Genomic DNA, 12,855 nt, shown 5'->3' on the forward strand with positions numbered 1-12,855 from the left:
CCGAAATACTGAGAAAAAGCGTCGATATTCATGGGGGCACTCCTGAAAAAAGGAGTATGAGATCATAAGTAGCTCCGTGGGTCAAACTGAACGATTTTGATTAAATAACGTTCGCGATCTCACCCTAGTAAGATTACCCCGTTAGTTAAAAGAGGTGTTCAATGACAAGACAACGTCGTACGTTTTCTACCGAGTTTAAGCGTGATGCAGCCAGTCTGGTACTTGACCAAGGCTACCGCATTGCAGAAACAGTTAAGTCACTTGGTTCATGATAGACTCCAGTGGCTTCCATAACGATATTTGCTTGTTGCAGGGCAGGAATATACTTAGCTAACCACGCTATTAACATACAGGCTGAATGCTCATTATTCATAAGGGATTTTGTTTTGCGTTTCCCTTTAACTCCATCATATAATAAGCAGATATCCAGTTTATTCTTGCTAACATCTATTCCGACATAATACCCCCCCCCACTCTTATTGATGCCATCACGTCAATTTCACTTGTATATACAGAGTTCTTGTCTTGGTTACCGTTCAATATTGGTGCTGGCGTGGAAGGTGAAACAAGGGGCTTTAACTTATTAACAAAGTCTCGCTTAAATGTGCAACATGAGACTCACCTTGTTTCTTATGATGGTAGCTAACCACCATAATTACTATGATACAAGTGCAACATCGTTAATCTGGAAGTAAACATGTTCGTATTCCTTTAAATAATTCATTTGGTCTTTTCCCACTCCATGTTTTTCGGGGGCAGTTATTAAATGAATTTACCGATTTATTTAAACACCATTTGAATAGATGTCGATCGGTAAGCTGTTTTTTTTCGGTGATCCGTTAACTGAGGATAAAAAACAGGTATTCATTAATGCCAGATTTTGAAAAGATACAGAATAACTAAAAACGGCTTATTCCCTATCATGTTTAATGTATTTATCAACGATGTTATCCTTCGTTTATCTTACATTTACCTGTCCTGTTATAACCATTTAAAAACACGAAAACAGATGTATTAAAGCTTTTATATAAAAAAAGGATTAAACTATAAGTGTAGTTTTTTAAATGACATTAACCATTAACATGAAACTTAAAATAAATCAGCGAGAAAAAGAATATTATCCGAAAAAACATAACGAGGTATCTTTATACTACCAAGCTATTTACGGATTGATTTATGAAGATAAAAGATTTATAAAAACTGTTCATAATTGCCAGTAAAACAACGCCAATAAAGATAAAAAACGAATATGATTAACATTGGTTAAACGTAAAACACAATATACCATGATGATTAAACTTAATAAAAATAAAGTGTTAAAAGCAGTAAAAACAACGGCTAAAACTTTATTATACCAATTAAAACCAGAGGTTAAAAACCTACCCATCATAAATCTATCAGTGAAAATGAGAAAAAATATTGACTTTATTAATACTTATATACCCGGTAAAAAGACACATAAGAATATATAATGGGTTATTCAAATAATATATTTAAAAAAAGAACCGGGTTTAATCACGTTTTCAATCAGAGAGTTAATTCTTTATCAGCTAGTTAAATAATTATTCGTGAGAAATAGGAATAACAAAATCCGCAAATAAATGATTTAATCGAATACGAACTTGTTTACTCGCAGAGTCATTATGTTGCACTTATTATGTGAATCCGCCCAATATTTAAATTGTAATTCACTATTGGCCTTAATTCCACTATGATATAGAAAATATTAATTCATTGTTGTCATTTCTATGACTATCTCTCATTATAAATAAAATCATAAAATTCAGTGACCTAAGTCACAATTACATAAATATTTCCACACAACAATAAATTAACAATATTCTTTCCGATCTGGAACAAAAAGTTAAATAAAAAAACATTGCTAACTAAATAATCAATATATTAGCGATACTAAAAAATAACTAAAGTTAGAATAATCTTATCTTTCTACACGGTTCACCATTCATCAATAAAATCAAATCTTCCTTTGACAAAACCGTCTCATTAGATCAATGCTATCGCTATTATTAGTCCTATAACGTATAAAAAGGGGAACCCTCGTGTTATTTGCCGGGAAAGCCCACCATCCTAAAAACTGCCCACCGTTTTTTTTCACTTTAGGGCTCTCTTCTCCATTTTCTTGTGCCGCTTATCTGGCAATGGCCTGGTATTGGATCAGCACCAGATTAAAACAGAGAGAATTATCTTCAATATTGTTATTACTACCGGCAATCAATCAAGCTCAGGCAAGTGATTTTGTTAATTTTCAATCTGTTGATACCAGCCTTTATATGCAATTTGAAAACCGGGTCGATCCCAGAAAAACGATCTCACCCATTTTAGAGGCTTTCGGTGACTACAGTGTCGGAGATATGTACGTCTATAGTATTTGGCAAAATTCACTGCAAAGCGATTATACCGGTGATAAAAGCACCTACTATTACAAACTTGTACCAAGAGTGAGCTTTAGTAAAGTGACTGGTCATGACATTTCTTTTGGGCCGTTAAAAGATATTCTGTTCGCTCAATGGGTTGCTAAAACCAAAAGTATGGATTATGACTACTTTCCAGGTATCAGCATTGACTGGCAAGCAGACTGGATTAGCTGGTTACGTACAATTTTTTATTTTGAGAATAACGCCAAGGGGAGCTGGAACGATCAGCGAATTCATGTTGACTATGGAATTCCCTTCAATAATCGTTTAGGTGATTTCCGGGTTGTCGGGACTTTTGATTATACATTAGGCTTACATGGACAACCCGCAACTATCGATTTCAAACCCGAGTTGCACTATGATTTAGGAAAATTCCTAGGTAATCAACCAGGCCACTTATGGACTGGCATTGTCCTGAACCCAATAAAAAATAAATACAAAATAAAAGATACCCCTTATTATCGAACGGATCAATTTAGCTACGGGATCTTTATTCGATATAGTTTTTTCTGATACCGAAATAAAATATCAGAAATTTTTGATGACCTTTATCCATGATGGAGTCAAGATGCCCATTCAACACGACAGGTTCGGACGTACTTATCAGTGGCTCCTGCTGATACTTTTGGGTCTGGTTTATTTTTTGGTCACCGCAACGACATTTACCTCATTGGGCGTTGTGTTACCCAGCATGATCAAGGAATTACGCTGGAGTTGGACTGACGCAGGTTTGGGGTTCACTTTACTTGGCCTGTCATGTGGGCTGTCCAGTTACCTTCCGGCGATACTTATTCGCCATACGAGTGTCCGGGCCACTTTGCTGATCGGTACGCTAATCTTTATCACTGGTTTTTACATCCTCTACAACACCCACAGTATCACCGCCTATTTCACCGGCACAACACTGCTGGGGATCGGTTTTAGCCTTATGGCTACTGTTCCCGGAACTTATGTCATTAGCCGGCTTTTTGAAAAACAATCTCTGGCCTTTGGTATCTATTTCACCATTGGTGGGTTAGGTGGAGTGCTTGGTCCATGGATCTATTTCCTGGCAACAGTATTCTGGGGAAGCTGGCGCATGCACTGGGCGATTTCCGGGGTATTACTGACTCTGTTCAGCCTGTTGACTATTTTAGTGATGCGCGAAGGCAAAAAGGAACATGCCCATGCTGAACAAGTCAGTAGAAATCAACAAGATCAACCTCCTTCCAGCATCTATCGCACCAAGGAAATCTGGAATGCCCGGCAGGCACTGCAAACCTGGCAATTCTATGCTATTGCGGCAGCTTATACCTCTTTCTTACTGTGCGGAATAACCGTTAACAGCTTTGCTGTAGCCCATATCACCGAAAACGGGTTCAGTGAGTCTGTTGCCGCCTCGTCACTCAGTATTTTGGCGTTTATCAATGCATTTTCAAGATTTGCTGGAGGAGCTGTTGGTGAATGGCTCGATCCCAAAAAACTTCTTATCGGCAGTCTGTCGATCATTATCTGTGGTCTTATCGCACTCAGTGCGGCCTCTTCATGGACATCTTTAATCCTGTTTACTTTATGTATTGGCATCGGTTATGGCATGACTTTTCTGGCATCCAGCCTATTACTGTTCAATTACTTTGGGCGTAAGCCTTACCTGGAATTGTTCTCGGTGGTGAACCTGATATCCACTGTCGCGTGTTTCGCTCCTTTCCTGGTAGGAGCGATTAAAGATTATTCAGGTAGTTTTACACCCGCATTCTTTATTATTGCCATACCCGTATTTACCATTCTGATTATCACATTCACGATGCAACCACCTTCACAAATAGTGAAGAAACACTCTGATAACAGTACTTTGCTTAACTGAATTTAAAAACAAAATGGACCTGAAAAGGTATTCCTTACAACACAAAAACAAGGAATTGATGATGGCAAAAAAAGAATTCGGTGTATTTCTGCCCATAGCTAAAGGTGGGTGGATTATTTCTAAAAATACACCACCACTGGATGCTTCTTATCAGCAAAACCGTGAAGCCGCTATTCTGGCTGATCAAATCGGCCTGGACTTCATTATGTCCATGAGTAAGTGGCGTGGCTTCGGCGGTGAGACCGAACATTGGGGTTGTTCGCTGGAATCCGTCACGATGATGGCTGGCATTGCCGAAGTGACTCATCATGCCAAACTTATCGCGACCATGCACGCCGGTCTGCATAATCCCGCAGTGACAGCCAAGATGATCGCCACATTGGATCAGATTAGTCATGGACGCGCCGGGTTGAATATTGTTTCCGGTTCATTCAAAGATGAATTTGAACAAATGGGAGAATGGAATAGTGATTTAGATCATGATCAACGTTATGCAATGACTGAAGAATGGACACAATTAATCAAACGGCTTTGGTGCGAAAAGCAGGTTGATCATCAGGGCGAGTTCTTTAATTTGAAGAATTGTGTTTCTGAACCCAAACCTGTTTCCGTTCCACGTCCTTATTTGGTCTGTGCCGGTCAATCAGAACGTGGGCTGCGCTTTAGTGTACGTAATACTGATGTGTGTTTCATTGGCGGCAAGGATGAAGAAGAGACACAGCAAATAAGCCTAACGGCCAAACGTATTGCGGCAGAATACGGTACAACCACCAAAACCTTTTGTATGTGTACAATTATCTGCGCCGAAACAGATGAAGAAGCTGAAACTCTGGCTCAGTTCTATCGTGATGGCCTGGATATCGACGCAGTTAAAAGCATGATGCATAGTTTCGGCGTCGATGTTGGTGAAAAAAGCAATGCTATGGTTGAACGATCCCAAAATGCTTTTATGACCCACACGGCTATCGGCAACCCAGAAACTTGTCTCAGACAATTGTCAGATTTACTGCGTGAATGCGAGCTGGATGGAGTGATGTTGATCTTCCCTGATTATGTCGAAGGTCTCACGACTTTCGGCACACAAATCCTACCACAACTCAGAACCGAATTTGCTTAAACAACGATAAACAGATCAGCAAATAATACAGTTTCTCCCCTGGGAATGGGCTCACCCCGTATCGGCGATCTTACCCATTCCCCGGATGTGACAAATATCGCCTTTTTACCCCTGAACCCGCCGATGTAATCCCGTTCCCCGTAACAGTCGGATCCCCAGCCAACTACCACACAATGAAAGCAACAGGCTGCTGATGATTGGCAGTAAGAGCCACATTTGCCACTCTGGTTGCCATGGAAAATCAAACACTTTTGTCTGCAATATCCAAAGCGCAACTTCAGCACCCAATGCCGCAGTAAAACCCGCCATTAGCCCAAGCAAAGCGAATTCACTCCAGAGAGTACGGCGCAGTAATTGCTTACTGGCTCCCAAGGTACGGTAAACCACCAGCTCAAGTTGTCGTTGATGCATCCCTACCTGAACCTGTGCTAACAGGAGTAATGCGCCACATACCATAACCAGCCCAACCATGACCTCAAGCGCCCGGCCTACTTGCTGCAAAATCCCCTGAATTTGCTTAATCACCGCACCGGTATCAAGCAGGCTCAACGTTGGAAACTGACGATTAAGGCTGGTTAGTAGTCGGCCATCTCCTTGATAATGGAAACTGGTCAACCAGGTTTGTTGCTGATTTTCCAATGCTTGTTTCGGGAAAATAAAGAAGAAATTTGGCCGAAAACTTTCCCAATCTACCTGCCGGATACTGCTCACTGTGGCGCTGAATTGCTGCGTATCGCCACTGAATGTCAGTTTATCGCCGATTTTAATTGCCAAACGTTCAGCAACCCCCTTCTCAATAGAAACTTCATCCTCTTTTGGTGGCCAATTTCCCTCGATCAGGGTATTAAATGGCGGCAATTCCTCTTTCCATGTCAGGTTCAATTCCCGTCGTACCGTGTTGCTGTCCGGTTCTCTGGCATCTGCCCAGGTTATTGCCGATTGCCCATTAATTTCCGTCAAACGGGCCAATACCACCGGATAGAATTCCGCCGGTTTAACCTGATACTGAGCCAACAAATGTTCTACCTGTGAAATTTGCTGCCCAGTCATATTAATCAGAAAATAGTTTGGGCTGTCCGCTGGCAGTTGTTGTTGCCAGCGATCAAGTAAATCTCCCCTGACCACCAACAACAAAGCAAATAACATAAATGATAAAGAGAAAGCCGCCAATTGAGTTACAGACTGCAATGGCTGCCTCAATAATCGGTTAACCGCCAGACGAAAACTAAGTTGGCGAAATTTCAGATGACGTAATAGCCACAATCCTCCCCAACCGAGTACAGCCAGTGATACCGCAACAATCATCATGCCGGCAAGTAACGCCCATAACATTGGTTTAGTTCCAGCCAGCAGACTCAGCCCGCTAATCACCACCAGTGCCACCAACGGCAGGTAATAGCGCAACGGCCAGATGGGCGCGATAATATCATCACGCAGCACCCTTGATGGTTGGGTTGCCATTAATTGTTTATATGGACGTCCCCCCACCAGTAAAGCGATACCAGATAATGCCCCTAACGCCCATATCCACGGCCAGAAGCCTGCTTGTGGTAACGTCTTCGGCAACATAGGTGCCAAAATCTGCACCAGCAGGTATTCGAACATCAATCCAAGAAGCGCCCCCACCAGCCCTGACGCAATCAATATCACCAACCATTGACCAATCACCCATTTACGTAACGCCCAACGTCCCGCACCAAGTGTTTTAAGCACTGCAATCAAGTCATAGCGGCTACGGCAATAGTGAGTCATTGATACCGTTACCGCCGCCACAGCAAGTAATAATGTAAGCAAAGCCGATAACAACAAGAATTGCTGCGCCCTATCAATAGATTTTGCCAGCGCGCCACTATCCTGCTTCAAGGTATACCAACGCTGATCAGCCTTAAGTAGGGGATCAATTAGCTGTTGATATTGATAAACCGCTTCTTTATCGCCAGAAAATAGATAACGGTACGTCAAACGGCTGCCAGGCTGAATCGCGCCGGTAGATTGCGCATCATCAAGATTGATCAAAATCCGTGGCGCAATCTGGAATGGATTGAAACCACTGTCTGGCTCCTGAATTAATTCTCCACTCACCTTAAGCGTGGTATCACCCACATCCAGATTATCGCCAACTTTAATTTTCAACAGTTCAAGCAAACGAGGTGCTACCAGCACCGTGCCCTTTTCTGCTTTCAAACCCGGTGGATTTGTTTCCAGCTCACCATATAACGGATAGTAACTGTCTGCGGCTTTGACACTGGCAAGTTGAGGAATATCCCCGGCATAAGTCATTGTGGAGAAAGAGAGCTGGCGGCTCAACTTTAGCCCAAGGTTTACCGCCTGTTGTAACCACCCTTCATCTACCGGGTAAGAGGCTCGCAGAACTAAATCACCCGCCAGAAAATCCCGGCTCTGGTAATGAACACTTTGATCAATGCGATCACTGATCCTGCCCAATGCCAACACACAAGCCACGGCCAGCGTCAGAGATAACCAGACAATCAATAAAGCAGGAGTGCGCCATTCGCGCCAAAACCAGCGCCAAATCATTTTTCTTCCCTCAATTTACCATCGACCAACCGCAAGCAACGTTGGCAGCGGGCTGCAAGTTGGCTGTCATGAGTGACCAGAATTAATGTTGTGGCGTAATCACGATTGAGAGAAAACAGTAAATCTGCAATACGATCTCCCGTTTGTCGATCCAGATTCCCTGTTGGCTCGTCAGCAAACAAAATTTTGGGTTGGCTGCTGAATGCCCGTGCCAACGCCACTCGCTGTTGCTCACCACCAGACAGTTGTGCAGGCATATGTTTTAAACGCTTCCCCAATCCAAGTTGTTCAAGCAATGCAACCGCCCGTTTCTTGCTGCTACTTTCCGACTCACCACGTAATAGAGCCGGAAGCTGGACATTTTCCAATGCGTTTAACGTCGGAATTAACATAAATGATTGAAAGACAAAACCGACATTTTCAGCCCGCAGTTGTGCCCTTTGTTCTTCATTCATCCGGCTTAAATTATGCCCCAGCAGCCGAACCTCACCGTCACTGCCATCATCCAACCCGGCAATAATGCCGAGCAATGTAGATTTACCCGAACCCGATTCGCCCACTAAAGCAATCGTCTGTGCAGGCTCGACAACCAACCCGACTCCCTGCAATATAGTGATCCTATGTTCCCCCTGACCAACGTGCTTACTGAGATGCTGAACTTCAAGAATATTCCCCGTTACCATTTACTCTTCCTTTTACTGGTGGTGCTATTCAGCGCCAGAACGACTGCCGCTGATACCCTTTTGATTCTGGGTGATAGCCTTAGCGCCGGTTACCATCTGCCAGTTGAACAGTCATGGCCTGTTTTGATGGACAAAAAGTGGCAAAAATCCGGCAATAAGATCACTGTTATCAACGGCAGCATCAGTGGTAATACCGCAGCTCAGGGCCTTGAAAGGCTGCCCGAATTACTTAAACAGCATAAACCCCGTTGGGTCCTGATAGAGCTTGGGGCCAATGATGGATTACGCGGTTTTCTTCCACAACAAACAGAACAGGATCTGCAACAGATCATCACTTTAGTGAAACAAGCCAATATCCAGCCTTTATTGATGCAGATCCGGCTGCCACCAAACTATGGCCGCCGTTATACCGAATCTTTTGCCAGGATTTATCCCAAACTGGCAGAACACAATCAAATTCCCCTGCTGCCGTTTTACATGGAACAAGTCGCTATTAAACCAGAATGGGTACAACAGGATGGATTACATCCCAATCTGGCTGCTCAACCGTTTATTGCCGACTGGATATCTGACATATTATTAGTACACCTTAATCATTCTTAAGTAGTAAACCATCAGTTTTTACAAATTGATGTATATAAGCAGGTAAAGTTATGCAAAAGTCAGTTCTTATCACCGGCTGTTCCAGTGGAATTGGTCTGGTGGCGGCCAAAACACTCCATCAACGGGGCTACCGAGTATTAGCAGCCTGCCGGAAACCCGAGGATTTACAACATATGCGCGAATTGGGGCTGGAACCTATCGCATTGGATCTTGACGATAAAATCAGTGTCGAACGTGCCGCTGCCGAAGTTATCCGATTAACCAATGGTCGCCTTTACGGACTGTTTAATAATGGCGGCTTTGGTATTTATGGTCCATTAAATACTATCAGCCGTGAACAACTGGAACGCCAATTCTCTACCAATCTGTTTGGTACACATCAACTTACCTGTTTATTACTCCCGGCAATGCAGCTTCATGGTGAAGGCCGTATTATCCAAACCAGTTCAGTCATGGGACTGATTTCAACTCCAGGCCGCGGTGCTTATTCTGCCAGTAAATATGCTTTGGAAGCATGGTCAGACGCATTAAGAATGGAATTGGCAGGAACAGGAATTAAATCTTGTTTGATTGTACCTGGCCCAATAAAAACACGTTTTGCAGAAAATGTGAATCAAACCCAACGCGATAAACCCGTTGTAAATTCTAGGATCGCCCGCCATTTCACTCTGACACCCGAGGCCGTTGTGCGCAAACTAATTCATGCGTTGGAAAGTCCGAATCCTAAATTACGTTATCCGGTGACTTGGATAACCCATGCTGTAACTATTATGCGCCGGTTTTTGCCGGGAAGATTAATGGATAAAATACTGAGTAAACAGAGCGGTACAACTTGAAAGTCAGGAAAATAACCTCATCTGTCTAATAAGACCCTGCGACAACCGAATTAATTTAAGAGACTAATTATATGCTACCAACCACGACTGGAATTAACGTTAACGAAAGTAACCTGCATCAAACCGTCGAACAGTCTATGACTGTACCTGTTTTATTTTATTTCTGGTCTGAACATAGCCCCCACTGCCAGGAATTGGGCGTAATTCTGGATAAACTGGCAGCAGAATATGCAGATCAATTTATATTGGCAAAAGTAGATTGCGATAAAGAGCAAATGGTCGCTTCACAGTTTGGCTTACGGGCCATTCCTACTGTTTATATGCTGCAACAAGGCAGGCCAGTCGATGGTTTTCAGGGGCCACAACCTGAAAACGCGATCAGAGAAATGCTTTTGCGCGTATTACCCAAACCGGAAGAGTTGAAAGCCGCCCAAGCCGAAGAATTTATCGCGGAAGGGAAACCTCAAGAAGCTCTGCCACTGTTGAAAGAAGCCTGGCACTTAGCCCCTAAAAACAGTGAAATTGCACTGATGTTGACCAAAGTGCAAATTATGCTCAATAATATAGAAGAAGCTCAGGAAATTCTGAATCTTATCCCACTACAGGATCAAGACACGCATTATCATAGTTTACTGGCTCAAATTGAGTTACAAAAGCAAGCGGCGGATACACCGGAAATCCAGCAATTGCAACAAGAATTCTCCACTCAACCGGAAAATGCAGAACTGGCAGTTAAGCTCGCTCTGAAACTGCACGAAGTCAACCGTAACGAAGAAGCTCTGGAATTATTACTAGGCTTCCTGAAAAAGGATCTTTCCGCTGCTAATGGTGCAGTACGGAAAACCATGATGGATATTATGTCTGCAATGGGAACAGGTAACACTCTGGCCTCAAAATACCGTCGCCAGGTTTATTCGCTGCTTTACTGATTTATTTAATTAAGGAATTGCTATGGACTTATTTGCTTTTGGTGCCGTCCCTATTCTGATATTTATCGCTGTAGTTATTGTATTTACTTGCGTAAAAACAGTGCCACAGGGTTATCAATGGACAGTAGAGCGCTTCGGCCGTTATACCCGAACTTTATTACCGGGCCTGCACATTATTATTCCTTTTATCGACCGCATTGGCCGTAAAATTAATATGATGGAACAAGTGCTGGATATTCCTTCACAGGAAGTGATTTCCCGCGACAACGCTAATGTTACCATTGATGCAGTCTGCTTTATTCAGGTTGTCGATCCCGTTCGGGCCGCCTATGAAGTCAGCAACCTTGAGCTGTCCATCATCAACCTGACTATGACGAACTTCCGTACCGTTCTGGGTTCAATGGAGCTGGACGAAATGCTGTCACAGCGTGATTCCATCAACAGCCGTCTATTGCATATTGTTGATGAAGCCACTAACCCATGGGGCGTGAAAATTACCCGTATTGAAATCCGTGATGTGCGCCCACCAAAGGAACTGATTTCTGCCATGAACGCCCAGATGAAAGCAGAACGTACCAAACGTGCTGATATTCTGGAAGCGGAGGGTATCCGTCAGGCGGCGATCCTGAAAGCCGAAGGGGAAAAGCAGTCTCAGATTCTGAAAGCGGAAGGGGAACGTCAGTCCGCGTTCCTTCAAGCAGAGGCGCGTGAACGTGCCGCCGAAGCGGAAGCCCGCGCAACCAAAATGGTTTCTGACGCGATTTCTGACGGTAATATGCAAGCCATTAACTACTTTGTTGCCCAGAAATATACCGATGCGCTGACCAGCATTGGTGCCTCCAATAACAGCAAAGTGATTATGATGCCTCTGGAAGCCAGTAATCTGATGGGCGCTATTGGTGGTATTGCTGAACTGATTGGCGAAAGCAAAAAAGGTAAATAACCATGATTGCACAACTTGCGGCTCAAACAACTTGGCTTTGGTTCTCTTTCGGCGGTTTACTGTTAATCGCAGAGCTTCTGGGAACCGGCGGCTATCTGTTATGGACTGGTATAGCCGCTCTCGTTGTTGCGTTTATCACCTGGTTACTGCCAGGAATGGGCTGGGAATTGCAAGGTATTCTGTTTGCAACGCTGACGCTGCTCTCTGCGGTGTTATGGCGCTACTGGTTACGTAGCCGCCCGTCAAAAGGCAGCGATACACTGAACCAGAAAGACCACCAGCTCATCGGTACCCAGGCTAAACTGACTGCGGATACCGAAAATGGTTACAGCCGGATCAAGCTTGCAGATGGAAGCTGGCGAGTTCACTGTGATAGAGAACTCTCCGCCAATACCGAAGTAGAAGTCATTGCTGTTGATGGCATTACATTGAAAGTAAAATCCGTCGATTCTCAATGATGAGAACAGCAACCAGACAAATGATCTATGATGGGGCATACTGCCCCATCATCTCCTGGGCACTCTTGCGCCAAAGATAACAATTTACTTCTGATTTCCTGTAACTCTTTAATCGTCTTTTCTATTTCTGCCACTTTATGCAGCGTTGCCGCTTTTACATCAGCACTGTGACGGTTGGGATTGCGAAATAACACCAAAAACTCACGACACTCCTCAAGCGTAAAACCGATCTGTTTTGCCTGACGCAACAATATTAATTCATCAATATGTTTCTGCTGATAATAACGGTAGCCATTATCACCTCTTTCCGGCGGTGTGATCAGCTCCTTTTCTTCATAAAACCGAATAGCTTTACTGGTCAAGCCGGTTCTTTGGGCAATTTCACTAATGTTCATTTTTTCCCCTTGACCTTACCCTTGCGGGAAGGTTTAACCTTCGCAACAAGTCAGAAATTCACTTGGACTGTGTAG

The 12,855-nt window shown here is 43.5% G+C and carries 12 protein-coding genes and 2 pseudogenes; 9 read left to right on the forward strand and 5 right to left on the reverse strand.

Annotated features, from left to right (window positions below; genetic code table 11):
- Positions 1-161 precede the first annotated feature (161 nt).
- A pseudogene (locus C5471_RS10300) lies at positions 162-263 on the forward strand (transposase); the annotation flags it as partial.
- Here the strand turns inward: C5471_RS10300 and C5471_RS25285 are convergent.
- A complete protein-coding gene (locus tag C5471_RS25285) occupies positions 233-484 on the reverse strand; it encodes an IS110 family transposase (RefSeq protein ID WP_133816212.1) in 252 nt (83 codons plus the stop codon). The pseudogene C5471_RS10300 and the gene C5471_RS25285 sit on opposite strands and share 31 nt — an antisense overlap.
- 196 nt (positions 485-680) lie before the next feature.
- Positions 681-788, reverse strand: a pseudogene (locus tag C5471_RS25290) (IS30 family transposase); the annotation flags it as partial.
- Positions 789-2,060: 1,272 nt separating this feature from the next.
- Here C5471_RS25290 and C5471_RS10310 point away from each other — a divergent pair.
- Genes C5471_RS10310 through C5471_RS10320 form a run of 3 tightly spaced genes read left to right on the forward strand, consistent with a single transcriptional unit; the run spans position 2,061 to position 5,395 of the window.
- Entirely contained in the window at positions 2,061-2,948 is an 888-nt protein-coding gene (locus C5471_RS10310; protein WP_339959278.1) for an outer membrane protein OmpK, read from the forward strand.
- A gap of 55 nt (positions 2,949-3,003) precedes the next feature.
- Positions 3,004-4,278: an MFS transporter gene (locus tag C5471_RS10315; protein ID WP_207627289.1), complete on the forward strand. Its 1,275-nt coding sequence runs from the start codon at positions 3,004-3,006 to the stop codon at positions 4,276-4,278.
- A gap of 58 nt (positions 4,279-4,336) precedes the next feature.
- Positions 4,337-5,395 (forward strand): LLM class flavin-dependent oxidoreductase, encoded by a 1,059-nt coding sequence (locus C5471_RS10320; RefSeq protein ID WP_242688645.1) that lies wholly within the window; start codon positions 4,337-4,339, stop codon positions 5,393-5,395.
- 105 nt (positions 5,396-5,500) lie between these two features.
- On the opposite strand, the gene ybbP is transcribed toward C5471_RS10320, so the two are convergent.
- The gene (gene ybbP / locus C5471_RS10325) at positions 5,501-7,933 is read right to left on the reverse strand and encodes a putative ABC transporter permease subunit YbbP (RefSeq protein WP_133816080.1); all 2,433 of its coding nucleotides are present in this window, start codon (positions 7,931-7,933) and stop codon (positions 5,501-5,503) included.
- Entirely contained in the window at positions 7,930-8,616 is a 687-nt protein-coding gene (gene ybbA / locus C5471_RS10330) for a putative ABC transporter ATP-binding protein YbbA (protein ID WP_133816079.1), read from the reverse strand. The genes ybbP and ybbA overlap by 4 nt, the downstream gene beginning before the upstream one ends.
- On the opposite strand from ybbA, the gene tesA reads away from it, so the two are divergent.
- The 5 genes from tesA (at position 8,587) to C5471_RS10355 (ending at position 12,385) form a co-directional block, all read left to right on the forward strand.
- A complete protein-coding gene (gene tesA, locus C5471_RS10335; RefSeq protein ID WP_207627292.1) occupies positions 8,587-9,219 on the forward strand; it encodes a multifunctional acyl-CoA thioesterase I/protease I/lysophospholipase L1 in 633 nt (210 codons plus the stop codon). The two genes, ybbA and tesA, sit on opposite strands and share 30 nt — an antisense overlap.
- A 50-nt stretch (positions 9,220-9,269) precedes the next feature.
- The gene (locus C5471_RS10340) at positions 9,270-10,055 is read left to right on the forward strand and encodes an SDR family oxidoreductase (RefSeq protein WP_021323825.1); all 786 of its coding nucleotides are present in this window, start codon (positions 9,270-9,272) and stop codon (positions 10,053-10,055) included.
- A 71-nt stretch (positions 10,056-10,126) separates the two neighbouring features.
- Positions 10,127-10,984 (forward strand): co-chaperone YbbN, encoded by an 858-nt coding sequence (locus tag C5471_RS10345; RefSeq protein ID WP_133816077.1) that lies wholly within the window; start codon positions 10,127-10,129, stop codon positions 10,982-10,984.
- Between the two features lie 22 nt (positions 10,985-11,006).
- On the forward strand, positions 11,007-11,927 hold the full coding sequence (locus C5471_RS10350) for an SPFH domain-containing protein (RefSeq protein ID WP_133816076.1): 921 nt from the start codon (positions 11,007-11,009) through the stop codon (positions 11,925-11,927).
- A 2-nt stretch (positions 11,928-11,929) separates the two neighbouring features.
- Positions 11,930-12,385, forward strand: coding sequence for an NfeD family protein (locus C5471_RS10355; protein WP_133816075.1), 456 nt, complete (start codon positions 11,930-11,932; stop codon positions 12,383-12,385).
- Here the strand turns inward: C5471_RS10355 and cueR are convergent.
- Positions 12,379-12,780: a Cu(I)-responsive transcriptional regulator gene (cueR, locus tag C5471_RS10360; protein WP_133816074.1), complete on the reverse strand. Its 402-nt coding sequence runs from the start codon at positions 12,778-12,780 to the stop codon at positions 12,379-12,381. The genes C5471_RS10355 and cueR overlap by 7 nt on opposite strands.
- Positions 12,781-12,855 lie beyond the last annotated feature (75 nt).

Origin of the sequence: Photorhabdus tasmaniensis (genome assembly GCF_011189505.1) — a bacterium.
Classification (GTDB): domain Bacteria; phylum Pseudomonadota; class Gammaproteobacteria; order Enterobacterales; family Enterobacteriaceae; genus Photorhabdus; species Photorhabdus tasmaniensis.

Coding starts and splice junctions, on each gene's coding strand:
- C5471_RS10315 (WP_207627289.1), top strand. CDS start 3,004: ATGCCCATTCAACACGACAGGTTCGGACGTACTTATCAGTGGCTCCTG.
- ybbA (WP_133816079.1), bottom strand. CDS start 8,616: ATGGTAACGGGGAATATTCTTGAAGTTCAGCATCTCAGTAAGCACGTT.
- C5471_RS10320 (WP_242688645.1), top strand. CDS start 4,337: ATGATGGCAAAAAAAGAATTCGGTGTATTTCTGCCCATAGCTAAAGGT.
- C5471_RS10350 (WP_133816076.1), top strand. CDS start 11,007: ATGGACTTATTTGCTTTTGGTGCCGTCCCTATTCTGATATTTATCGCT.
- ybbP (WP_133816080.1), bottom strand. CDS start 7,933: ATGATTTGGCGCTGGTTTTGGCGCGAATGGCGCACTCCTGCTTTATTG.
- C5471_RS10340 (WP_021323825.1), top strand. CDS start 9,270: ATGCAAAAGTCAGTTCTTATCACCGGCTGTTCCAGTGGAATTGGTCTG.
- cueR (WP_133816074.1), bottom strand. CDS start 12,780: ATGAACATTAGTGAAATTGCCCAAAGAACCGGCTTGACCAGTAAAGCT.
- C5471_RS10345 (WP_133816077.1), top strand. CDS start 10,127: ATGCTACCAACCACGACTGGAATTAACGTTAACGAAAGTAACCTGCAT.
- C5471_RS10355 (WP_133816075.1), top strand. CDS start 11,930: ATGATTGCACAACTTGCGGCTCAAACAACTTGGCTTTGGTTCTCTTTC.